General features: G+C 70.2%; 20 protein-coding genes and 1 riboswitch. Of the genes, 11 read left to right on the plus strand and 9 right to left on the minus strand.

Annotated elements, in window-relative coordinates; translation table 11 throughout:
• Positions 1 to 135: 135 nt before the first annotated feature.
• On the plus strand, positions 136 to 1,566 hold the full coding sequence (locus ABD978_RS40575; protein WP_345366482.1) for an MFS transporter: 1,431 nt from the start codon (positions 136 to 138) through the stop codon (positions 1,564 to 1,566).
• A 57-nt stretch (positions 1,567 to 1,623) separates the two neighbouring features.
• Here ABD978_RS40575 and ABD978_RS40580 read toward each other — a convergent pair whose 3' ends face one another.
• Positions 1,624 to 2,388 carry an NYN domain-containing protein gene (locus tag ABD978_RS40580; protein ID WP_345366484.1) on the minus strand — a complete coding sequence of 255 codons (765 nt, stop codon included), beginning with the start codon at positions 2,386 to 2,388 and terminating at the stop codon, positions 1,624 to 1,626.
• Positions 2,389 to 2,578: 190 nt separating this feature from the next.
• On the opposite strand from ABD978_RS40580, the gene ABD978_RS40585 reads away from it, so the two are divergent.
• A complete protein-coding gene (locus ABD978_RS40585) occupies positions 2,579 to 3,097 on the plus strand; it encodes an RICIN domain-containing protein (protein ID WP_345366486.1) in 519 nt (172 codons plus the stop codon).
• Between the two features lie 29 nt (positions 3,098 to 3,126).
• A complete protein-coding gene (locus ABD978_RS40590) occupies positions 3,127 to 3,672 on the plus strand; it encodes an RICIN domain-containing protein (RefSeq protein WP_345366488.1) in 546 nt (181 codons plus the stop codon).
• A gap of 5 nt (positions 3,673 to 3,677) precedes the next feature.
• Here ABD978_RS40590 and ABD978_RS40595 read toward each other — a convergent pair whose 3' ends face one another.
• The 3 genes from ABD978_RS40595 to ABD978_RS40605 all read right to left on the minus strand — a co-directional run bounded on the left by ABD978_RS40595 (position 3,678) and on the right by ABD978_RS40605 (position 7,194).
• Positions 3,678 to 4,673 (minus strand): winged helix-turn-helix domain-containing protein, encoded by a 996-nt coding sequence (locus ABD978_RS40595; protein ID WP_345366490.1) that lies wholly within the window; start codon positions 4,671 to 4,673, stop codon positions 3,678 to 3,680.
• 128 nt (positions 4,674 to 4,801) lie between these two features.
• A complete protein-coding gene (locus ABD978_RS40600) occupies positions 4,802 to 6,487 on the minus strand; it encodes an AMP-binding protein (RefSeq protein WP_345366492.1) in 1,686 nt (561 codons plus the stop codon).
• Entirely contained in the window at positions 6,484 to 7,194 is a 711-nt protein-coding gene (locus ABD978_RS40605) for a sulfotransferase family protein (RefSeq protein WP_345366494.1), read from the minus strand. The genes ABD978_RS40600 and ABD978_RS40605 overlap by 4 nt, the downstream gene beginning before the upstream one ends.
• 95 nt (positions 7,195 to 7,289) lie before the next feature.
• Here ABD978_RS40605 and ABD978_RS40610 point away from each other — a divergent pair, with 95 nt between their 5' ends.
• A complete protein-coding gene (locus ABD978_RS40610; protein ID WP_345366496.1) occupies positions 7,290 to 8,123 on the plus strand; it encodes a sulfite exporter TauE/SafE family protein in 834 nt (277 codons plus the stop codon).
• Between the two features lie 32 nt (positions 8,124 to 8,155).
• Here the strand turns inward: ABD978_RS40610 and ABD978_RS40615 are convergent, their stop codons facing one another.
• Together ABD978_RS40615 and ABD978_RS40620 are read right to left on the minus strand one after the other, a co-directional pair.
• A complete protein-coding gene (locus ABD978_RS40615) occupies positions 8,156 to 9,253 on the minus strand; it encodes an alpha/beta fold hydrolase (RefSeq protein ID WP_345366498.1) in 1,098 nt (365 codons plus the stop codon).
• Between the two features lie 105 nt (positions 9,254 to 9,358).
• Positions 9,359 to 10,327 carry a CapA family protein gene (locus tag ABD978_RS40620; RefSeq protein WP_345367424.1) on the minus strand — a complete coding sequence of 323 codons (969 nt, stop codon included), beginning with the start codon at positions 10,325 to 10,327 and terminating at the stop codon, positions 9,359 to 9,361.
• Between the two features lie 161 nt (positions 10,328 to 10,488).
• Between ABD978_RS40620 and ABD978_RS40625 the strand changes: the two genes are divergently transcribed.
• Together ABD978_RS40625 and ABD978_RS40630 are read left to right on the plus strand one after the other, a co-directional pair.
• Complete coding sequence (locus ABD978_RS40625) at positions 10,489 to 11,349, plus strand: Fpg/Nei family DNA glycosylase (protein ID WP_345366500.1); 861 nt, start codon at positions 10,489 to 10,491, stop codon at positions 11,347 to 11,349.
• Positions 11,350 to 11,688: 339 nt separating this feature from the next.
• Positions 11,689 to 13,971 carry a helicase-related protein gene (locus ABD978_RS40630; RefSeq protein WP_345366502.1) on the plus strand — a complete coding sequence of 761 codons (2,283 nt, stop codon included), beginning with the start codon at positions 11,689 to 11,691 and terminating at the stop codon, positions 13,969 to 13,971.
• Between the two features lie 123 nt (positions 13,972 to 14,094).
• Here ABD978_RS40630 and ABD978_RS40635 read toward each other — a convergent pair whose 3' ends face one another.
• Positions 14,095 to 14,640 (minus strand): SSI family serine proteinase inhibitor, encoded by a 546-nt coding sequence (locus tag ABD978_RS40635; RefSeq protein ID WP_345366504.1) that lies wholly within the window; start codon positions 14,638 to 14,640, stop codon positions 14,095 to 14,097.
• Between the two features lie 42 nt (positions 14,641 to 14,682).
• On the opposite strand from ABD978_RS40635, the gene ABD978_RS40640 reads away from it, so the two are divergent.
• From ABD978_RS40640 to ABD978_RS40655, 4 genes are all read left to right on the plus strand, one after another.
• On the plus strand, positions 14,683 to 15,021 hold the full coding sequence (locus tag ABD978_RS40640) for a rhodanese-like domain-containing protein (RefSeq protein WP_345366506.1): 339 nt from the start codon (positions 14,683 to 14,685) through the stop codon (positions 15,019 to 15,021).
• A gap of 23 nt (positions 15,022 to 15,044) precedes the next feature.
• A riboswitch (TPP riboswitch) is annotated at positions 15,045 to 15,161 on the plus strand.
• Complete coding sequence (locus tag ABD978_RS40645) at positions 15,152 to 16,516, plus strand: purine-cytosine permease family protein (RefSeq protein ID WP_345366508.1); 1,365 nt, start codon at positions 15,152 to 15,154, stop codon at positions 16,514 to 16,516. It overlaps the preceding riboswitch by 10 nt.
• 345 nt (positions 16,517 to 16,861) lie before the next feature.
• On the plus strand, positions 16,862 to 18,727 hold the full coding sequence (locus ABD978_RS40650) for a sensor histidine kinase (protein WP_345366510.1): 1,866 nt from the start codon (positions 16,862 to 16,864) through the stop codon (positions 18,725 to 18,727).
• Between the two features lie 201 nt (positions 18,728 to 18,928).
• Positions 18,929 to 19,372: an ATP-binding protein gene (locus tag ABD978_RS40655; protein ID WP_345366513.1), complete on the plus strand. Its 444-nt coding sequence runs from the start codon at positions 18,929 to 18,931 to the stop codon at positions 19,370 to 19,372.
• Positions 19,373 to 19,464: 92 nt separating this feature from the next.
• On the opposite strand, the gene ABD978_RS40660 is transcribed toward ABD978_RS40655, so the two are convergent.
• Positions 19,465 to 20,307, minus strand: coding sequence for a hypothetical protein (locus ABD978_RS40660; protein ID WP_345366515.1), 843 nt, complete (start codon positions 20,305 to 20,307; stop codon positions 19,465 to 19,467).
• 358 nt (positions 20,308 to 20,665) lie between these two features.
• Positions 20,666 to 21,859, minus strand: coding sequence for an arginine deiminase (locus ABD978_RS40665; protein ID WP_345366517.1), 1,194 nt, complete (start codon positions 21,857 to 21,859; stop codon positions 20,666 to 20,668).
• A gap of 131 nt (positions 21,860 to 21,990) precedes the next feature.
• Here ABD978_RS40665 and ABD978_RS40670 point away from each other — a divergent pair, with 131 nt between their 5' ends.
• Positions 21,991 to 22,638, plus strand: a complete 648-nt coding sequence (locus ABD978_RS40670) for a hypothetical protein (RefSeq protein WP_345366519.1) — start codon at positions 21,991 to 21,993, stop codon at positions 22,636 to 22,638.
• Positions 22,639 to 22,645 lie beyond the last annotated feature (7 nt).

Here is a 22,645-nt window from a genome sequence, read left to right on the forward strand (position 1 = left end):
CCCTCACGTCGCGCGCCGCCTGTCCACGGCGACGATACGCCCGGGCTTGAGGTGACATCGATGTTAATCGTTAGCGTCCACCTCCCAACGCCTGTCATGGGGCGTCGGTTCCGGTCGCGAAGGAGGGGGTCGCCGGTGTCCGAACACGTTCGGTCCACCCGGGTGTTGCTGGCGTTGACCTGCGTCGGTCAGTTCATGGTGCTGCTCGATAACACCATCGTCGGTGCGGCGCTGCCCACCATGCAGGTCGAGCTGCACACCACCTTGACGGGTCTGCAGTGGATCGTGGACGCCTATGTGCTCGTTGTCGCGATGCTGCTGTTGGCCGGTGGCGTGTTCGCCGACCGGTTCGGTCGCAAACGCTGGTTCCTGACCGGGGTGGCGGTGTTCACGCTGGCCTCGCTCTTGTGCAGTGTCGCCCCGACGCTCGGCTGGCTGGTCGCCGCGCGCATCCTGCAGGGCGTCGGCGCCGCGGCGCTGAGTCCCGCGTCCCTCGCCCTGCTGGCCTCGGCATATCCGCGACCGCGGGAACGGGTGAAGGCCATCGGGCTGTGGGCGGGCCTGAGCGGCGTCGGCTTGGCCGCCGGCCCGGTGGCGGGCGGCGTCCTCACCGAGGCGTTCGGCTGGCCCGGCATCTTCCTGGTCAATGTGCCGATCGGAGTGGTGTCGCTGCTGATGGGGATGCGGGTGCTGGGTGAGTCCCGCAATCCGGCGGCACCCACTCTCGACCTCGCCGGTCAGGCATTGTCGATCCTCGGCGTCGGCGCGCTCACCTTCGGCCTGATCGCAGCAGGCGATCACGGCTGGGGCTCCCCGCTGATCCTCGGCAGCCTCGCCGCGGCCGCCGTCCTGCTCGCGTTGTTCGTCGCCGTCGAGGCTCGCGTCGCGACACCGATGCTGCCGCTACGGCTGTTCCGGCGGCGACTGTTCACCGTTTCCAACGCCGCCATGACCGTGGTCGGATTCGGCCTGATGGGCTCGGCGTTCTTCTTCTCCCAGTTCTTCGTCTTCGTCCAGGGGCATTCGGTACTGCGGGCCGGCATCGAAACCCTGCCCAGCTCGCTGGCCATGGTGATCATCAGCCCGTACGCGGGTCGCATCGCCGCCCGATTCGGCTTCCGCGTCGTCGTCACCACCGGACTGGCCCTCGCGGCGATCGGGCTCCTGACACTGTCCACGGTCCAGCACGCCACCGGCTATGGCGACGTGTGGTGGCGGCTGGCCGTCGTCGGCGTCGGCTTCGGTCTGGCGATGTCACCGCTGACCGGCGCGGCCGTGTCCTCGGTCGATCCTCAGGACGGCGGCCTGGCCTCCGGCGTCAGCAGCACCACCCGGCAGATCGGCGCCATCCTGGGTGTCGCGGTGCTCGGTGCCATCGCCCGCACCCGACAGACTCACGGTGCCACCTTCGAGACCGGACTCGACACCGCGTTCCTCGCCGCAGGCATCGTCACCGCGGCCGGCGCGATCCTGACGGGCCTGTGGCTCGCGCGGAAACGGCCTGCCGAACCGCCCGCGTCCCCGCGCACACCCGGCTCGGTGGAGTCACCCGCGGTCGGCCGATGACGTACGGCGTCCCCGCATCCCGCACCCGCTGTGGGTGCCGGGGTTCGCGGTAGTGGGCTAGGGCTGGCGGCGTCTTTCGCGGGCGTAGACGACGCCCGGCTTTCCGTCGCCGGGGCTGCGGCGGTCGAGTTCGAACAGCTCTATCGCGGCCATCAGTTCGCTCAGCTTGGGATAGCCGTAGTTGCGGGAGTCGAAGTCCGGGCGTTGCTTGATGACGATGTATCCGACGTTCGCGAGGTTGGCCCAGCCGTCCTCGTCGGATGCCGCCTCCACGGCGTTGCGGAGCTGGTTCAGCAGTCCGGGGTCCGCCATGAGGGCCGCGGCGGAGGAGGGCTCGGTGGGCACGGGCGTCTCGTCTGCGGGCGCGGCGGCGCGGTCCGCGTACGGAAGGTTCTCGATGTAGACGAACTTGTCGCATGCCGAGACGAAGGGCTTGGGGGTTTTGCGTTCGCCGAATCCGTACACGGTGAGGCCGGATTCCCGGATGCGCGCGGCCAGGCGGGTGAAATCGCTGTCACTGGAGACGATGCAGAATCCGTCGAAGCGCCCGGTGTAGAGCAGATCCATCGCGTCGATCACCATTGCCGCGTCGGTGGCGTTCTTTCCGACGGTGTAGGCGAACTGCTGGATCGGCTGGATCGACTGGGCGAGCAGGTGATCCTTCCAACCTTTGAGGCTCGTTCCGGTCCAGTCGCCGTAGGCCCGTTTGACGTGGGCGGTGCCGTACTTGGCGACCTCGGCCAGCAGCCCATCGGTGATCCTCGGCCGCGTGTTGTCCGCGTCGATGAGGACCGCGAGCTTGGCGGCGTTCTCACTGACCATGTTGCTTCTCCTTGTCACGCCGTCAGTCGGCCCTTCTGGTCGTCTTCGTGCTCCGGACCGTAGAGCAGGTACCGGTCTACGTACAGCGATACGGGTGCCTGTTCTGTCCTTATTCGGCGTAGACCGAACGTTCTTGAGCGTTCATTCCGACGCGTGAAGAGTTCCTCGCATGCCAGAGAGGACTCGAAGTATGAACGTACGACCGGGCCTGATCGCCGTCGGGTCGGCCGCCGCGCTCGTCGGGGGGATCGCGCTGGCGGGGCCCGCGAATGCGCAGCGGCCGGCCGCCGCCAGGTACCGCTCGGCGCCGCGGTACATCGTCAACAGCGCGACCGGCCTGTGCATGACCGTGCACGGCGGGAGCAGGGCCAAGGGCGCCAAGGTCGATCTGTATCGCTGCGTCGGCGCGGCGAACCAGAAATGGACCCTCGTTCCCATGCGCGACACGCAGCAGATCGTGAACCTCAAGAGCGGCCTGTGCCTCGACGTCCTCGGCGGGCGGAAGGGCAACGGGGCGCTACTGGGGCAGTGGACCTGCAACGGGAAGTCCAATCAGCGGTTCCTCATCACCAGCATGGCCGGCGGCGGCTTCATGATCGTGTCCGCCGTGAGCCTGCGAGAGGTCCAGCCGAAGTATCACGACCGGCGCTCGAACAACCCGATCCACCAGTGGGCCGCCAAGGGGAAGTGGGCCCGGTGGCATCACTGACCGTACGAGCGTTGGGAAGGGGACCCGCGGTGTTGGGACATCACATCAAGGCGCGTGTGCTCACGGTGGTCGCGCTCGGAGCGGCGATGGCCGGGTCGGCGGTGGGGCCGGCCTGGGCGGAACCCGGGCCGAAGGCGTCCCCGCGAGCGGTGCACGCCCTGTCGGGCCCGACTTACGTCGTGAACAGCGCGACGGGCCTGTGCATGACCGTCCACGGCGGGAGCAGGGCCAAGGGCGCCAAGGTCGATCTGTATCGCTGCGTCGGCGCGACGAACCAGAAGTGGACCATCCTCAGCACCACGGGTGTGCTCTACGAACTCGTCAACCAGCACAGCGGTATGTGCCTCGACGTGCTGGGAGGCAGCAAGAAGAACGGCGCCAGGCTGGGGCAGTGGCCGTGCAACGGCAAGACCAACCAGTCGTTCCAACTGTACGGCGCCGCCGGAAAGCGGGACTTCTATCTCCTGGCGCCCCGCGGCAACAAGTACGTGCAGCCGAAGTATCACGATCGGCGTTCGAACAACCCGGTGCATCAATGGGGCAGCAAGGGCACCTGGGCCAAGTGGCATCACTGAGCTCCTCAGCCGAGACCGAGGAGGCCGATGCCGAGGTCGGTCGGGCTGTGGCGCACGGTGTTGCGGTGCCGCACCGTATGGATCAGGCCGGCTTCGCGGAGCACGGTGGCGTGTTCGCTGGCGCTCGCGGGGGCGACGCCGGCGAGGTCGGCGAGTTCCTTCGTTGAGCAGCCGGCGTGCTCGGCGATGACGTTCAGTACGGACGAACGGGTCTGGCCGAGGAGGGCCGCCACGGCGCCTCCCGGCCGGGCCCTCGCCCGTTCCGGAGTGAGGACGGCCATCCGGCGCAGGGGGTCGTCGCTGCACGCCGGATACGTGATGACGGGCTGGGGCTGGACCTCGTAGTCGATGATGGTGCGGTCGCACAACGCCGACGGATGCAGCAACACGCCTTGGCCTTCGAGCATGTGATCATGCTGAGCCCCGTTCACCATCTTGATCTCCAGCACCGGTGGGTCCCACCGCATCCATCGTGGATTCGCCTCCGCCAGGACACGCTCCACGCCACCGGTGAGCCACTGTTGGGCCCGTACGGTGCGGTCCTGGGCGAACAGGCCTTCGATGTTCGCCCAGTAGGGGCCCAGCAGGTGGTCGTACAGCCCGCGGAGTTCGATCCCCAGCTGCTTCAGGAGCGCTCGGTCATCGGCCAGTCGCCGGGTCCAGGACGGCACGGGCTGTACTTCGGCGATCGCGCTCATCTGCGCCCGGATCTCCGCGCGCGGCGTGGCGAGCACGCGGTCCGGTAGTTCTTCCGGATCCCCGGCGCACGTGGGAGGGAACAACGACTGTGCGTAACCGACCACGGGAACGAGCGACAGAGCCATGCGGGCGGGCGCGGTCAGCCGGGCGTCGACGCTTCGCCGCCACGCGTCCAGAGTCGCACGCCGGGTGCGGCTCTGCACCGCCCGCATGGCGATATGCAGCTCGAGGAACGGCATCGCCTTGTCGGCTATACGTGTCCGCGCCAGGTCTTGCGCGGTGAAGTGGAGGCGATAGGCCACGTCTTCCCCCAACCACGTTCGTTCTCTCGGGGAGCATCGGCTCGGCCGGACCGGGATTGAGAAAAGCAGCCGCATTCCGTGGAGAACATCGTGGCAAATACCGATCTCGCCCGCGCGGCTTCTCGGATCTAAGGGTTGCGGGCCGGGTCGTTCTCCGGTGGGCGAAGGCGGTCGCGCAGCTCGGTCTTGCGTACCTTGCCCAGCTCGTTGCGGGGCAGCGCGGCCACGCATTCGAGGCGGGTCGGGAGGTACCACTCCGTCATGCCCGTGCCGAGAAGGTGCGCGCGCAGGTCGTCGAGGGTCGGGGCGGGACCGGTGGGGACCACGAAGGCGCACACGGTCTCCTCGCCGCCGGGGTTCGGCCGGCCGACGATGGCGACCTCGGCGACGGCGGGGTGGCGCAGCAGCTCGTCCTCGACCTCCAGGATCGGGATCAGGAGGGGGCTGCCGATCCGGTCGGCGTCCCTGGAGAGGTAGCGCAGGCCGCCGCTGCCGTCCTCGCCGACCAGGTCGCCGGTGTCGTACCAGCCGTCCGTGGCCGCCGGGTCCCACGTCGGCCGCCGGTCGTGCAGCCGGAAGGTGCCCGCGCACACCGAGGGACCGCGTACGTAGAGCCGGAACGCCCGGTCCCCGGCGGTCGGCTCGTCGGCGACCAGGCGGATCTCGCAGCCGGGAACGGGGCGGCCGATGCTGTGGCCCGTCCAGTCGGGCGGGTCGTCGACGGCGGTCGCGGTGATGCCGCCCGTCTCCGTCATGCCGAAGCCGTTGACGAGGCCCGGCGACAGCCACCGGTGGACCGGGGCGACGAGCGAGACGGGGAGCGGGGCCCCGGTGCTGATGATCAAATGCAGGCAGGGCAGCGGGCGGTGGTGCCGCCGCTGGGCCTCGACGAGCCTGGCCAGCATCATGGGCGCGCCGAGGAAATGGGTGACGCGGTGCCGGGCGAGCAGGTCCAGCCAGACGTCCGGATCCCGGGTGTCGGCGAACACGGAGCTGCAGCCCGTGACCAGGGGCATCAGGACGTTCGTCCGCATCCCCACGGAGTGGGTCAGGTTCGCCGGCGTGGCCGTCCGCGGTTCCGGGATGTCGCGTACGACGCGGTGCCTCGGCCGGGTGCAGGCGTACTGCGTGTTGGCGGTGTGGAGTACGCCCTTCACCTCGCCCGTCGTCCCGGAGGTGAACAGCACCAGGGACACCTCGTCCGGCCCCCGGGCGACGCGCGCCCGGGGACGGGGGTCGGACCCGAGGAGATCGGCGAACGCCAGCGCGCCGGTCGCCGCCGCGTCGCCGAGCACCACGCGGTGGCGCAGCCTCGGCAGGCGGGTGTCCAGGTCGGCGAGGAGGCGGGCGGGGCGCGCGGTCTCCCACCGGTCGACGACCACGCACGCGTTCGCCTCGGTCCCGGCCAGGACGCGCTCGACCTCACGCGCGCCCAGGGTCGCCATCATCGGCACGGCGATCAGCCCCGCGTCCAGGCACGCGAGGCCGAGCGCGGCGGCCTCCCACCAGTTCGGGAGCTGGTAGGCGACCACGTCACCGGGGCGCAGCCCGAGGTCGCGCAGCCCGGCGGACAGCCGGTCGACGTACGCCGCCAGTTCGCCGAAGGTCACGATGACCTCGTGTCCGAGGTCGCGGCGCCAGTTGACGAAGATCGTACGGTCGGGCAGGTCCGCGGCCGCGGTCCGGAGATCGTCGACGAAAGACTCCCGGCGCCACCGGCCTTCCGCGTAGTACGGCCCGGCCCGCGAGGACGGCGGCTTCAGCGACGCGACCAGGTCGCGCATGCCGTGGCCGGGGTGCGACCGCCCGTTCACCGGACCGCCGTGTGCTCGTCGGGACCGAGAGGACGCAGCGTGAGCAGCCGCCGGCGGCGCCGGGACGCCATCCGGCGGAACGCCGCCGTGTCGTTGAGGTGCGGGAACGGCTCGTCGGGCCTGGGAACACCGAGGAACTCGCACAGCGGCCCCCAGCCCTGGCCGACGTCGTACACCAGGAGCCGATGATCGGGTATCACCGCCTGTACGTGGGCGTTGTGCCATGCGAAGACCCGGAGGGCGAAGTCGGGGTCGCCGAAGCGGGAGCCGAAGGTGCCCTCCCAGATCACCCGTTCACACATCCGGCGCCGGACGCGGAGCCCCGCGCAGACCCGGTCCTCCAGCCACATCGCGAGGCCGTGCCATCCCGGCTGCCGGTGGCTGGAACGGTAGATCGTGTCGCGGACGCTCGCGTACCAGCGGGCGGGGTCGCGCACGGTGAGGATGACCGGTGCCTGCCGGTAGACGTCCGCGAGTTCCTGCCAGAAGAAGCACGAGGGCCAGTCGACGGTCGCGCGGTAGCCCGCCAGGAGGTCGTCCCACGCGACCGGTTCGCCGCGGGCGGCCGCTTCCCACCCGCGGATCCGGTCGAGGTCCCCGCCGAGCGAGGACATGTGGTGACAGGGTCCGTGGCCCAGGCGTTCCAGAGCTGCTTTCAGCGAGTAAGTGCCAGTCCGTCCGAGTCCAGCCCCGATGACCTTCAGCATGTGTCACCCCCGTGCGGTACGGCTCTTCTGTGTGAAATCTCGCAATTTGAGATTGTTTGTCTTAATCGTCGAGACATGTTCTAGAGTCGCCGACCATGAGGTCCCCCAACCCCTGGGCCTTGATCGGCCTGTTCCTCGCCGTGGCGGTGGCCGGATGCGTCGCCGTGTTCGCGCTGTCCGCGCGGCCGTGGGCGGTACTGGCGGTGCTCGCCGCCGGAGTCGCGGCCGGAACCATCAACACGATCGTCGGATCGGGATCGCTGATCACTTTCCCCACGCTGCTGGCCGTGGGGCTGCCGCCGATCACGGCGAACGTCTCGAACAACATCGGCCTGGTGCCCGGCGGCGTCACCGGCGTGCTGGGGTACCGGGCCGAGCTGGCGGGCCAGCGCGGCCGGCTCACCCGGCTGGCCCCGGCGTCGGTGCTGGGCGCGCTGGTCGGCGGGCTGCTCCTGCTCAACCTGCCCGAGCAGGCCTTCACCGCGGTGGTGGTCGTGCTGATCGGGCTGTCCTGCGTGCTGGTGCTGACCCAGCCCATGATCAGTCGCCGGCTCGCCTCCCGGCCTCGGCGGGCGCACGGCGGGCCCTGGCTCCTTCTCGGCGTGTTCGCGGGCGGCGTCTACGGCGGCTATTTCGGCGCGGCGCAGGGCGTCCTGCTGGTCGGCCTGCTGGGCATCTTCCTCGACGAGGAACTGCAGCGCGTCAACGCCGCCAAGAACCTGCTGACGATGCTCGTGAACGCGACGGCGGCGGTCCTGTACATCTGCGTCGCGAAGGTCGACTGGTGGGCCGTGCTGCTCGTGGCGCTGGGCTCCATGATCGGCGGCGTCCTCGGCGCCAGGGTCGGGCGCAGGCTGCCGCCCGCGATCCTGCGCGGAGTGATCGTCTGTGTGGGCGTCGCGGCCGTGATCAAGCTCGCCAGCGGCTGACGGGCGGTGGACCGCCGGCCGTCCCGGCCGGCTCATCGATCGGCCTGCCTGCGTCGGATCAGGCGGTGCGGCCGACGATGCCGGCGGACCTCCTCCGCGGGTTCTTCGCCGTCGATGGGGGTGGGCTCGGTGGTGGGCCGAATGCCGGTCGTGCGCCGGAGCAGGGCCCACAGGTGGTGATTGACCTCGGCGGCGCGCTCGAGGGTCAGCAGGTGTCCGGCGCCGGGGATCACCGCGAGATCCGCGCCGGGGATCTGCGCGGCGAGGGCCTCGGCGTGCCGCATCGGCGTGATGAGGTCCCGGTCGCCGACCATGACCAGCACGGGCACGCGGCCGAGCGCGGGCAGCGCGGTCCGCTTGTCGTACGCGATCAGCTCCGCGTAGAAGTCGGCGATCACCTCGATGGGAACGGACGCCATCAGCCGGGCGGTCACCTCGGCGACCTGCTTCGACACGTGGGCGCCGAAGAGGTACGAGCGGGTCAGCAGGAAGGACATCCCGCCGAGCGGCCGGCGCGCGGCGTCCACCAGCCTGGCCTGGTGGCGGAGCGTGCTCAGCGTGACGGGGACCATCCGGTGCAGGACCCGCGCGGTGCGCTCGGGGAGTCCGATGGTGACGGAGGACAGGTCGCCCGAGGAGGTCGAGGCGAGCAGCACCCCGACGATCCGGGCGCCGAACAGCTCCGGATGCGCGTCGGCGAGCCCGAGGATCGCCATGCCGCCCATCGAGTGGCCGACCAGGACGACGGGGCCCCTCGGCGCGGTCTCCTTCAACACCGCGAACAGATCGCGGCCGAGCTGGTCGATCGTGGCGTTCGGCGGAGATCCCCAGCCCGATCGGCCGTGACCGCGCAGGTCCCAGAGCACGACGCGGACCCGGCCGGCCAGCGCGTCGCGCTGGAGGTGCCAGCTCGTGGAGTTCAGCAGGAATCCATGGCAGAACACGACGGTCACCTTCGCCCCACGGGCCTCGCGCACCTCGACGTGGAGCCGGACTCCGTCGTCGGCCGTCACCGTCAGGGTGCGGAGGTCACCGGGTACCGGAACCCGGGTCTCCCGCGTCTCCTCGGGAGATCCGTTCATCCACCAGCTGTGTCTGCTCAGGACCTTGGTGATTTCCGCGAATGACATGGCCACCTCCGCCCGTTGCCGCTCCCAGCTTTTTACGGTGGCCCCTAACTCCAGTTTGAGTCATAGTGAAGGTATTTTCAAAGGCAGGGGCCCTGCCGAAGGACCTCACGACGGTCCCGGGCCGGCCACCGACAGCCGGCCGTCCTCCTCGACGACCTCCGTCCCGAACGCCGCGCAGGCGGTGATGAACCGATCCCGGATCCAGGCGTGGTCGGTGCCGGTGGCGAGGCGGGTACGGGCGTACTCCAGGGTGAGCGGGGACGCCCTCAGCCCCGTGATCGCGGATCCAGCGATGGTGACGAGGAAGACCAGACCGAGGTCGTTGCGCAGGGCCGGGTCCACGGCGTAGTCGTCGACGAGATCCCCGAGGTCGTACAGCACGCGGCCGGACATGCCGTGGAAGACGTGCGCGGAGTGCCCGGCGACCAGGGTCGCCCCGGCGTCGACCAGCGCTCGGGCGGCGGCTCGTACGTAGCGCGGGGGCTCCGTGGTCATGTTGGGGCCCCAGTGCGCCAGCACGAGCACGCGGGCGCCGTCGGCGGACAGGTCGCGGATCCGGCCGGTGAGCCAGTCCGGGACCTCCCGGCGCAGGTCCGCGTACGCGACTCCGGGCCGGTTCTCGCGGGCGGCGAATTCGGCGGGATGGTCCGTGACGCCGAGGACCGCCACCCGCCCGTCCACGGTGTCGAACAGGGTCGGCTCCCGCGCCCGGCGTACGTCGGGACCCGCCCCGACGACCCGGATCCCCACCCGGGCCAGGTGGCCGAGCGTGTCCGCCAGCGCCTCGGGGCCGTAGTCGAGCGCGTGGTTGTTGGCGAGCGTCACACAGTCGATCCCCAGGTCGGCGAGGGTCTCCGCGGCCGCCGGCGGCGCGCGGAAGTGGAACGGTTTTCCGGGGGCGCGCCACGGCTCGCCGCGGGCGGAGACGCAGCACTCGAGGTTGACCAGGGACAGATCGGCGGACCGGAAGATCTCCCGCACCTCATCGGCGAACATGCCGTACGGGCCGCACGCCGCGATCCGTTCCGCGACCCCGCGTCCCAGCATCGTGTCGCCGCCCAGGGCGACCGTCATGGTCACACCGAACTCCCGCCTCCAGGATGGCCGGGGCGACCGCGTCCGGCCAAGGGACCAAGGTCCCCGCTGGGATCGCCCGCCGAGGTCCTCGCGCGCGACCATCCGGCCGAGATCGACGGTCGTCCACAGCCTGTGGATGGAGTCGTACTCTTGGACCCATGCCGGAGCTGCCCGAGGTCGAGTCCCTCGCCGCCTTCCTCCGCGAGCACGCCGTCGGGCGGGCGATCGCACGGATCGACGTGGCGGCCATCTCGTCACTGAAGACGTACGATCCGCCGATCACCGCGCTGAACGGTCTCACGATCACGGGAGTCGCCCGCCACGGCAAGTTCCTCGACCTCGACGTCGACGGGATCCACCTCCTCATCCACCTGTCCCGCGCCGGCTGGCTGCGGTGGAAGGACGCGCTGCCGCCCGCGCCGCCCCGGCCGGGCAAGGGCCCGCTCGCCGTGCGGGTCCACCTCGACGACGGCTCCGGGTTCGACCTCACCGAGGCGGGCACCCAGAAGCGGCTCGCGGTGTACGTCGTGCGCGACCCCGCGGAGGTGCCGGGCGTCCGGTCGCTCGGCCCCGACCCGCTCGGCGCGGCCTTCACGGTGGAGACGCTGAGAAAGATCCTCGACGGGCGGCGCACCCAGATCAAGGGGCTGCTGCGCGACCAGAGCGTGATCGCCGGGATCGGCAACGCCTACTCCGACGAGGTCCTGCACGTGGCGCGGATGTCGCCGTTCAAGCTGGCCTCGAGCTTCACCGACGAGGACGTCACGACGCTGTACGACGCGATCGTCCACACGCTCGGCGAGGCGGTCGAACGCTCCCGGGGCGTGGCGGCCAAGGACCTCAAGGGCGAGAAGAAAGAGGGCCTGCGGGTGCACGGCCGGGCCGGACAGAAGTGCCCGGTCTGCGGCGACACGATCAAAGAGGTGTCGTTCGCCGACTCCGCCCTGCAGTACTGCCCGACCTGCCAGACCGGCGGCAAGCCCCTGGCGGACCGCCGGATGTCCCGCCTGCTCAAGTGAGCCGCCCGCCCGAGGAATGGCGGGGACGAACGCCTGGCACTCCGACGGCGGCACTCGTTCTTGGCACCTCCATAAAGTTGCCGCCACCTGGTGCCGTCGGACGATCTCTAGTGTCTTCCTGATCGCGGGTTCGAGGCTGCGCCATGCGTGCAACCGAATAACCCCGTAAGGGAGAAACAACGAAGAGAAACTTGAATCAGGGGTTTCCTGCCCTGCAATGCCGCATTGGCGAACACATAAGCCATGTGGAAGACGTGCCCTTAAGAAAGGCGCGCCAAGCGGGTAGGAGCATCGGGCAACCGATGGGCTGCTAAAGCCACCCGCCTGAGGACAATAAAAATGGGCAGCAACCTGCCGATCGCCGCCTTCCGCAGCCAGATCGTGGCAGCGGTGGCCGACAGTCCAGTCGTCATCGTCACTGCCGAGACGGGTGCTGGGAAGAGCACCCAGGTGCCCCAGTACCTGCTTGAGGAGGGTTACGACATCGTCGTGACGCAGCCGCGTGTTCTGGCCGCCAAGACGCTCGCCGAGCGGGTGGCCGAGGAGACCGGTGCCTCCCTCGGGGGCACCGTCGGATTCGAGACCGCCCGTGAGAAGAGGGTCAGCGAGGCGACTCGCTGCCTCTTCGCCACCGATGGGCTGGCGCTGGTGCGCAAGCTCATGGGGAGCGGTCAAGCGTCCGTGCTCGTCATCGATGAGGTCCACGAGTGGAACTCCAACGTCGAGACGTTGGTCGCGTGGTGCAAGCTCCAGTTGGAGAATGGCGCCGGCTTCAAGCTGGTGCTGATGAGCGCCACGCTCCAGGCACGGGAGCTGGCGGCCTACTTCGGTGGGGCGCCGATCATCACGGTGCCGGGACGCACCTTCCCCGTGGAGGAGCGGCCGGCGAGCGGTGCCACCCTGGAGGAGGACGTCGTGTCCCTCCTCAGGGAGGGTCGCAACGTACTGGTCTTCCAGCCTGGGAAGGCGGAGATCTCGAAGATCGTGGAGCGGCTGCGGTCGACGCCGGACCTCGACGCCGAGATCCTGCCCCTGCACGGGACGCTGACCCCGCAGGAGCAGGCGGCGGCCTTCAGGCCGTCGCGTCGGCCGAAGTGCGTCGTTGCCACCAACGTGGCGCAGACCAGCGTCACGATCCCGGACATCGACGCCGTGGTCGACTCCGGCATGGAACGGCGGGTCGAGCTGGTGGACGGGGTCGAGGGCCTGTACCTGGAACCCGTCAGCCTCGCCGACCGCGCGCAACGTAAGGGCCGTGCCGGCCGGACCAAGCCGGGTGTGTACATCGACTGGTGCACGCACGCCGGAAGGCCGGAGTTCCCGAAGCCGGAGCTTCTTCGCTGCCGGCTCGAAACCCTGGCCCTACGGCTGGCCGCCGCGGGGTTCGACATGGAGGAGCTGCGGTTCTTCCACCAGCCGGAGCCCGGTGCGATCCGTGACGCCAAGCGCGCGCTTCGCGCGCTGGGCTGCATGGACGCCGCCGGCAAGGTGACGCGAATCGGCCGCCTCGTCGCGAAGCTTCCCGTCTCCGTGCAGTACGCACGGATGATCGTGGAGGCAGACCGGCTGGGCGTCACCGATGACCTGATCACGGTCGCGGCCATCCTCGAGCAGGGAGAGATCACTGCTCGCGTGTGTGACCGATGCCGACAGCTCGGGCGGCAGTCGTGTTCCTGCTGGCGTCTGCTGGCGCAGGGCGAGACGTCCGATGTCATGGCCCAGCTGGCGGTGTACCGCGCCGCCGGGAGGATGTCTCGCAGGGAGATGTCCGCGGCGGGCGTCTTCGTCAAGGCCTTCTACGAGGCCAAGGAGAAGCGTCGGCGCTTGGCCGGTGCCCTCAAGGGCAAGGTCAAGTTCGGTTCGAACGGGCGGCGGGAGAACATCCTCCGGGCAGTGTGCGCCGGGATGGTGGATCATCTGTACGAGCGAGAGTTCGGGGTCTACCGGAACGGCGACGGAATCGGCCGGGAGCTCGCTCGCGAGTCGGTCGTGCGCGACGCGCAATGGCTGGTCGCCCTGCCGTGGGATCTGGAGATCAAGTGCCGCCGTGGTGGCACGAGGGTCCTGCCGCTCGTCCGCATGGCCTCTCCGGTCGATCCGGAGTGGCTGATCGACGTGGCTCCGCACCTGGCGGAGCTGCGGGAAGGACTGAACCCGGTCTACGAAGAGGAGCGGGACGAGGTGGTCTCCACCTCGGAGCTCTGGTTCAACGGCCGGTTCGTCAAGGAGTTCCGGAAGCTCGACCCGGAACACCCCGACGCGGCAGAACTGCGTCGGGTGGGCCGAAACAACCGTCAGTGGCGATCGTGGACCGAAAGGCCCGAGATCGCGCTGCCGGACACGAGTGCCGACGCCATCCCGGAGATCGTCGTCTGCGCCTATGGTGCTGACGCCGAGACGGGGGAGCCGCTGCGGGCCTACGGAACGGTTGCTCCGTACGACTACCGGTGGTACTCCTCCGACCCCTCGTTCAAGATCGTTTGGGGTCGGGACCGGGGCGTGGCCGCGAAGCTCCGTCAGGATGCGGTTTCCACCCTGGAATCCATCCGGGCGGAGGCGGAGCGCCAGAGGCGGGCCGCGGAGGTTCTGTGGCTGGCGGAAGCCGGCGAGCCTCTGCTGTAGCAGGCCTGAAGCTCGAAAGGCTGAGGCCGAACAGCGATGGGCCCCGCGCGTGCGCGGGGCCCATCTTCGGTCAGGAGCCGTCGCGGTTCCCGGTCGCCCGTACAGGCGGTGGTCCCGTGCCGCTCAGCGCGCGGACGGCACCGGGCCGAACAGCGCGACGAGGTTGCCCCACCGTTTGATCTCGCAGCCGTTCTTCCGGTTGAACGTCGCGTCGACCTTCTTGCCGTTCCAGGTTCCGGTGACCGTGGCGGTCTGCGGGCCGCCGTAGATCTGGGTGCACATCTGGCCCTTCGGCGTCGGCGCGAACGGGTCCTGCCCCTTCGCGGCCGCCGCGGCCAGCGCCGCGCACGCCTGGTCGGCCTTGGGCAGGGTCCCGCCCACGGGATCGCAGGTGAGCGTCCAGGTCTTCGGCGCCGACGTCTCCGACGCGCGTACGGTCACGGTCAGCCGGGTCCCGGCCGCAGACCCGGTCGGTGCGGGCGCCGTCGGGGAGGCCGTCGGCGCCGGGGTGCCGGGCACCGCCGACGCGGTGGGGGTCTCGGAGCCCTTGCTCGGCGCGGCCGTCGCGGAACCGTCCCCGTTCTTGCAACCGCCCAGCGCGAGGGCGGCGACGACGATGCCGGGGATGGCGAGGGTCGCTGGTCGCAGTCTGGATGGAGATTGCCTCATGACGATTCGACTCCGGGCGATGGCTCGTGGTTCCTTTGATATGTGAACTCTTTCAGGGAACAGATTCCCGCCGTGGAGGTCGCCAAGGTCCCGGACGACGCGTTCCTGCTGGACGTGCGCGAACTGGACGAGTGGAAGGCCGGCCACGCGCCCCGAGCGGTGCACATCCCGCTGAGCCAGCTCGGCGCCCGCGCCTCCGAGGTGCCCACCGGTGAGGACATCTTCGTCATCTGCCGGTCGGGGGCACGCTCGGCGTCGGTGGTCGCCGCGTTCAACAACGCCGGCTGGAAGACGGCGAACGTCCAGGGCGGCATGCACGCCTGGGAGGCGGCGGGCCGTCCGATGGTCAGCGAATCGGGCGGAGAGCCATACGTCGCCTGACGAGGTACATTTACGGCGGAAAAGTTAAGACCCGCGGGAGCTCGGACCACGACCGGGCTGAGAGGGCGGCTTCACAGGTGCCGCCGACCGCTCGAACCTGACCGGGTAATGCCGGCGTAGGGAGTGTGCCTTGAGCGCCGCCGTCGAAGAGCGATCGTCTGACAACGAGGCCCCGTACACCCTCGACCAACCCGCACCGAAGGTCCTCAGCTTCTGGGACCAGAGCGCGTTCTGGGCGAACCTGGGCGTGAGCCTTCTCGCCTTCTCCGGGGCGTACACGGTGCTCGCCCCGGACGCCCAGGGCACGCCCCGGCTCCCCATCATCGCCGGGATCCTCGCCATGGTCGTCGGCACCGGGATCGGCGGGATCATGCTCGGGCTGGCGGCCGTGCCCGGCACCCGCGCCGGCGTTCCCGCGATGATGCTGCTGCGCGGCCTGTTCGGCACCCGCCTGTCGTACGTCCCCACCGTGCTGAACATCCTGCAGATGGTCGGCTGGGGGACGTTCGAGCTGGTCACGATCGCGGGCGCGGCCAAGGAACTCGCCGGCGGCGGCCCGCGCTGGGCGTACGTGGTCGTGGCGGGCGCCATCACGACCGTGCTGACGCTCTGGCCGCTCGGCTCCGTGCGGGTGCTGCGCCGGTACGTCACCGTCGCGGTCGTCCTCGCCCTCGGCTACTTCTACGTCCAGCTCGCCCGGCAGCCGCTGCCGAACCTCACCCACGGCTCGTGGAGTCACTTCTGGATCGGCGCGGACGCCGCGCTGGCCGTCTCCATCTCCTGGGTGCCGATGGCGGCCGACTACACGCGGCACTCGCGCTCCGAGCGGGCCGCTTTCGGCGCCGCGAGCGTGGCGTACGGCCTGACGCAGGTCGTCGCGTACGTCCTCGGGCTGCTGGCGCTCGCGCTCGTCGCCGGCGACTCCTCGAAGGTGTTCGGCCCGTTCCAGCACGTGGCCCTCGGCACGCTGTTCTTCGCGGTCTTCGTCCTGCGCGAGGTCGACCAGTCGTTCGCGAACGTCTACTCGACCGCGGTCTCGATCCAGAACCTCGTGACCCGCGCGGACCGACGGGTCCTCACCGTGGTGCTGGGCGCCCTGACGACGGTGCTCGCGCTCGCGCTGAACATGGACAACTACTCCGGCTTCCTGACGCTGATCGGGTCGGTGTTCGTGCCCATGCTCGGCGTGCTGGCCGTGGACTTCTTCTGCTTCACCGGGCGGCGCGGCTGGGACGTCTCCGACCGGGCGCCCGCCCGCTGGGGGATGATCGTCGCCTGGGCGGCGGGCATCGCGGCGTACCAGCTCATCAACCCCGGCCAGGTCGGCTGGTGGTCCCGGCTGTGGACACACGCGCAGAGCGCGCTGCACTTCACCCCGGCGGACTGGATGAGCGCCTCGCTCCTGTCCTTCGCCGTCGCCGCAGCCGTCACCGCCCTCCTCGGCGCCTTCCGCCGCCGACGGCCGGCCGCCCGCCCCGACACGGCGCGCGCCTAGCGACAAATCGACACGGTGACCGCGCCGTCCCGACCGCCGGTGTCCTCCTCATGTCGGCGGCACAGAGCCTTGCCATCGGTGTTGACGGGACAAAGCGCAGTGACCGGCCGGAACGCCGCCGGCGGCTTGGCGCCGTCGCATCGGGCGGGTCGTGGGGAGGGTGAGTGCGTGAATAACCCGTCGCGACGGAGGTACGCCGGTCATCATGGGTGTACGGAGCGCGGGGAGGCGATCACCATGGCGCAGTGTGAGCACGACTGGGTGCAGACGGCCCCCAACCAGAAACGATGCCGTAAGTGCGGATTGGTGCTGACCTTCGCGTAGGTGTCCCGCGCGAGTGGCACTATGGGCTCCGTGGGCGCCTCGGATGCGATGATGCGCGCGGCGGTGGCCTCTTCCGCCGACGCGATGATCGCGGTGGACGCCGACCTGACCGTCCGGCTGTGGAACCCTGCCGCCGAGCGGGTGTTCGGCTGGGCCGCGGCCGACGTCCTGGGCCGGCGGCTGCGCATCATCCCTGAGGAGCACACCGCGGAGCACCGCGCCGTCCTCGAACGCGTCCGCGAGGGCGGCCACATCTCGTTCCTCACCAGGCGGCTGCACCGCGACGGCCGGCTGCTCGACGTCCGGGCGGTCGTCAGCGCCATGCGAGACGAGGACGGCGGGTTGCTCGGCTGGGTCGGCCTCTACCGGCCGGTGCGGGAGGACGAGGCCGTCCAGCACCAGACCGCCGAGCGCATCCGGCTCGTCCGGCGGCTCAACGACGTGGTCGCCGACCTCAACACCGAGCCGGCGCTGTCGGCGGTGCTGGACCGGGTCACCTCGGGCCTCATCGAGCTGACCGGCGCGGACGCCGCCGGTTTCGTCGTCATCGAGCAGCAGACCAACACGCTGAAGCTCGTCAGCATGACCGGGCTGCCGCGTAACCTGCGCGACTCGACCGCCGACCTGCGCGCCAGCCTCGTCGGCGAGCTGCTCCGCTCCGGGCGCACGGTCATGCTGGCCACCTCCGACACACGCGCCCTCGGCGACCTGATCTGGTCGGAGCTGGAGGGCCTGCACACGATCGCCGTCGGCATCTCCACCGTCCGGGGCAGCCCGTACGGCGCGCTGTACGCCCTGTTCTCCGGGCGGCGGGCGGGCCACATCGAGCTCGAGCTGCTCGAGCTGTTCGCCGGGCACGCGGGCGTGGTGATCGGCAACGCCCTGCACTACGACGAGGCGGTCCGGCAGCGCCGGCACGAGCAGGCGGTGATCGAGGCGAGCGCGGACGGCATCGCGGTGCTGGACCGCGACGGCGTCGTCAAACGGTGGAACCCCGCGGCGGAGCGGCTCACCGGCCTGACCGCCGGGGACGTCATCGGCCGGCCGCTGCCGTTCCCGCTGCCCGATCTGGACGGCGAGCCGACCATCCAGCTGGAGTCCGGCATCTGGCTCAACGTCCTGCACACCGAGATCGAGAGCCACGCCGAGGTCGTCGTGGACTTCCGCGACGTCACCGAGGCCAAGTCCCTCGAGGCGGCCAAGGACCTCTTCCTGTCCATGACCAGCCATGAGCTGCGGACGCCGATCACGGTCGTGCAGGGGTTCGCCAAGACGCTGGTCGACCGCTGGGAGAAGCTCGAGGAGGCGGACCGGCGGCGGGCGGTCGCGACGATCGCCGACCGCGCGGACGCCCTCGGCCGCCTGGTCGACAACCTGCTGTACTCCCGTGCGGTCCCGAACGGGCTCACCGTCACGAGCGAGCCGTTCGACCTGGCCGGGCTGCTGCGCGGCGCGGCGTACGGCTTCCGTGGCGTGTCCGAGCGCCACACCGTGGAGCTGGAGGTCGCCGACGACCTGCCGTCGGCCCTGGGCGACTCGATGGCCACGGACATCATCGTCGGCCAGCTCCTGGAGAACGCCGTCAAGTACTCCCCGGACGGCGGCGTCATCACCGTACGCGCCGGCGTCGAGGGCGACGTGATCGCGGTGACGGTGGAGGACGACGGGATCGGGATCAGGGCGAACGACCGGGAGCGGGTCTTCGAGCGCTTCGTGCAGGGGGAGGCGGGGGACCGCCGCCGGTTCGGGGGGCTCGGACTCGGCCTCTACATCGTGCGCCGGCTCGCCCGCGCCCAGCAGGGCGATGTCTCCGCGCATCCGCGCGCGGACGGGCTGGAGGGCACCAGCATGCGCTTCACCCTCCCCTACGATCGTTACAATGCGTAACCGGTCATACTTGGGCATACCGCTCAGCAGGGTGAGACCTTCGCCACGTGTTCGAGGTCACAGTTACACGTGGTGTTGGTAACAGATTCCTGTGGCGCGGTTTCCGGGATTTTTAAGTGGGCATTTCGGTCGTTACCGGGGTGACCAAGTTACGGGGAGTATCCGGGGCAACTGCCCGGGGAGGTGAGGGTGTCGAGCGTCGTGTTCCTGCCACATGCGCCGTCCAGCGTCTCGGACGTGCGAAAGCGCCTGTGTTCCGAACTCCGCGCGTCCGGTGTGTACGAGGAGGTCGCGGATGACGCAGCCGTCATCATCAGCGAGTTGATCAGCAACGCGCTGCGGCACGCACGTCCTCTGCCGTCCGGTGACATCCGCGTGTCCTGGGCATACGAGGGCGACCTCATCCAACTGGCCGTCAGCGACGGTGGCTCGATGACCGAGCCGCGTCGCACCCGCGCCGCCCTCTCCTCACTCGGCGGCCGCGGCCTCAGCATCGTCGAGGCGCTCTCGGACGGGTGGGGGGTCTCCCATGAGTCCGACAGCACCACCGTCTGGGCCGAGCTCCGCGCCGCCCAGCAATCCGACAACGGCCATGCCGTCCCCCTGATGCAGCCGTTGCGAATCGCCTTCGACCAGTCCGCCTGAGCCCGCCACCCCGGCGGGTCCAGAGTGCGAACGTCGGCAGAGCGGACCGCTCCTCCACTGCGTGGAGGAGCGGCTGATCGCTCATGCGGATGTCATCTGCGGTGCGGAACGCGGCTGGACGCCGCGTTCCGCACGGTGCAGGCGGCGGCCGGCCGGGGGCCGTGGTCGCGGATGCCCGTCGCGACCACGTATCCGGTGTAGCCGGGGCGAAGCGGCTTGGGGTCGGGGTCGAGGCGGTCCACCCGCAGCTTGGTGGCGCGTTCGGTCAGGGCGGCGCGGACGTCATCCACGCCGACCGACGTGGCGGGCCACCGGATGCCGTCCACGACGTACCCCTGGGAGTTCTCCATGTACTCCGCGAAGAACGGCGCTCCCGGCTTCAGCGCCCGGAGGAACATCTCGTTGGCCTTGTCGAACTCCGAGTGCTGCTCGGAGATCGATTCGGCGACGAAGCCCATCGTCCCCAGATCGAAGTGCCCGGCGGGCAGGTCGGTGAGGATCGATCCGTGCCGCACCTTGGCGATCTTGTTGAGCCGGGTCCTCGCCCACGCGAAATCCCGGTCGCCGATGCGGTGCTCGACGATCGGTCGGACGACCTCCCAGAACGGCTCCCACTCCTCGCCGAGTCGCCGCACCTGCGCGCGGAGGTAGTCCACGACGTCCGGCGAGAAGTCGAGCAGCGTGAGGCGCCGGCAGAAGGGCAGTTGTGCGAGAGCGAGGCCGACACTGGCCCCCGCCCCGCCGTCGACCCCGTGGAGGAGTTGACCGCCGGTCGACGCGTCGAACCACCGCACGCCCCGTTCGAGCATCTCCCGGTCGTCGCCCCGCAGCGACGAGAAGTTGTCGCCCCAGTAGACGCGCGCGTTGAACCGGCCCCAGTCGAACGCGCCGTTCCCGCGGGCGCCAGGGTCCAGGGCGCCCGTTGCTGTCTGCATTGCTGTCTCCTTTGTTCGTGACCGACGTCCTTCGTCGGTCCCCCCGCCACGCCCCTTTTTGGGGCCACCATGTGGTGCGGCGGGGACCGTGCAATGCACGAGACGGGGCTCTCGGCCGCTGAGTGACATGGCGAACGGTGACGTACGTCACATGACCGCGCTGTCGCGGAGCTCGCGGCCTGCGGGAGTGGGTTCTCAGGCTCGGTCCTGCGCTGCGAGTACGGCGACGCCGAGCTCGAGCTCCTGGCCGGCTTCCTGCGCCGTTCCCGGGCGCTGTACGAACGGCAGTTGGAGCGCGCACGAAAAACAGCACCCGGCGCCGAGGGGCGCCGGGTGCTCGTCAGGAGGCGAGGTCCGGCTACACCGGGTCGCGGAGGATGGGGCAGGACATGCAGCGCGGGCCGCCGCGGCCGCTGCCCAGCTCGCTGCCCTGGATCCGGATGACCTCGATGCCCGCCGCCTCCAGGCGGGCGTTGGTCTCGACGTTGCGCTCGTACGCGACCGCCAGGCGCGGGCCGATGGCCAGGGTGTTGTTGCCGTCGTCCCACTGCTCGCGTTCGGCGGTCACCGGGTCGAGACCGGTGTCGATGACCCGGAGCCGGTCGATGCGCATCGCGTCGGCGGCGGCCTCCAGGAACGGCCGCGCCCGCGAGACGCGCAGGTCGCCGTTGTCCTTGGTCACCGTGTAGGCGACGAGGGAGTAGGCGACGGCGGGGTACATCACGACCTTGTCGACGTCGACCATCGTGCAGATGGTGTCGAGGTGCATCGTCGCGCGTTCCTGCGCGATCGGCACCGCGAGGACCGTGTGCGCCAGGCCCGCGTCGAACGCGCGGCGGGCGATCCGCTCCACGCCCGCCGGGGTCGTACGCTCGCCGGTGCCGATGGCCAGGACGCCGGGGGCCAGCAGGAGGACGTCGCCACCCTCGATGTGCTCCAGGTCCGGGTCGTACAGGTGCGTCGTGCCCTCGAACCGCGGGTGGTGGCGGTAGATCACGCGGGTGAGGGCGGTCTCGCGGCGGCGCGCGTCCATCGCGAGGCTCGTGACGGCGACCTCGTCCCCGACCCACACGCTGGAGTCCCGGGTGAACAGGAGGTTCGGCAGCGGGTCGATGACGAAGTCGTGCCGGTCCATCAGCCGGTAGACCAGGCCGCGGCCGGTCTTCAGCTCCTCGTGGGCGAGGCCGGCGACGAGCACCTGGGTGAGGTCCTCGGTGGTCAGGTCGGCGAGGTGGCTCTCCAGGATGACGCGGAGGTGGTCGCCGAGCCGCTGGTCGCGCAGGACGTCGGCGATGGCCTCGCTGCGCGCGTCCTGGTACTCGAGCGTGTCCTGCAGGAGCTCGGTCAGGTAGAGGACCTCGACGCCGTGGTCGCGCAGCGCCTGGGCGAAGGCGTCGTGCTCCTGCTGGGCGCGTCCGACCCAGGGGATGCCGTCGAAGAGCAGTTGATCGTTGTTGCGCGGTGTGAGTCGCTTGAGCTCTGGGCCCGGCCGGTGAAGAAGGACCGTGCGCAGACGACCGACCTCGCTGTCGACGCGATGCACATGAGTCACAGGTGGAGCTTAACCCGGATATTAGGCCCCTGACCTCTTCAGATCGTCTTGAACAGACCAAAGACCCCACAACGGGACAGTTGCCACAACTGCCGCTGCCCGCGTCCGCGTGGGCGTTAAGGTCAGCGACCATGGCGAACCGGTCCTATCTGCTCGTCGGCGACTACAACGGGATCAACCCGGGGTGGCAGGGCGGTATCCCCGGCCTCGAGCATCAGGTGCTCGCCGAGGACGTCTTCTGTGTGCCGTTGCTGTGGCTGGCGATGTTCCGGCCGGCGGACCTGGTGACCGCGACGTTCCCGTCGGAGGACGAGGACGACGAGGAGGACGGGCCGATCGAGGCCACCGCGCCGCTCGCGCCGAAAGAACGCGCGCTCGCCCAGCTCGACGCGGCCATCCCGGTGCTGAACCGGATCTTCGACGGCACCGGGCCGCTGGACGACTACGCCGCGCTGCTGCGGGAGGGCCTGGCGTCCATGCCGGGCCGATCCGTGACGATCGAGCTCTACGAGATCGCGGTGCTGATCGACGAGGAGCAGTTCTACCGGGACCTGCGTACCGCGCTGGGCAGCCTCGACCGGCCCGGCGACCTCGCAGCCGACCGGGCCCGCCTGGCCGACCTGGCACAGCTTCGTGAGGGGCGGCCGTTCCCGCCCGCGCGGCTGGTCCTCGACGGCCTCGACGCGCCGGACGACGACCAGTGGAACCACACCAGACTGCTCGGAACGCGCTTCCTCCGCCCGGTCCCGTGGGAGACCGCTGCGGGAACGCCGGCCTGAAGGTGCG

The organism is Actinoallomurus liliacearum, assembly GCF_039542035.1.
Classification (GTDB): domain Bacteria; phylum Actinomycetota; class Actinomycetes; order Streptosporangiales; family Streptosporangiaceae; genus Actinoallomurus; species Actinoallomurus liliacearum.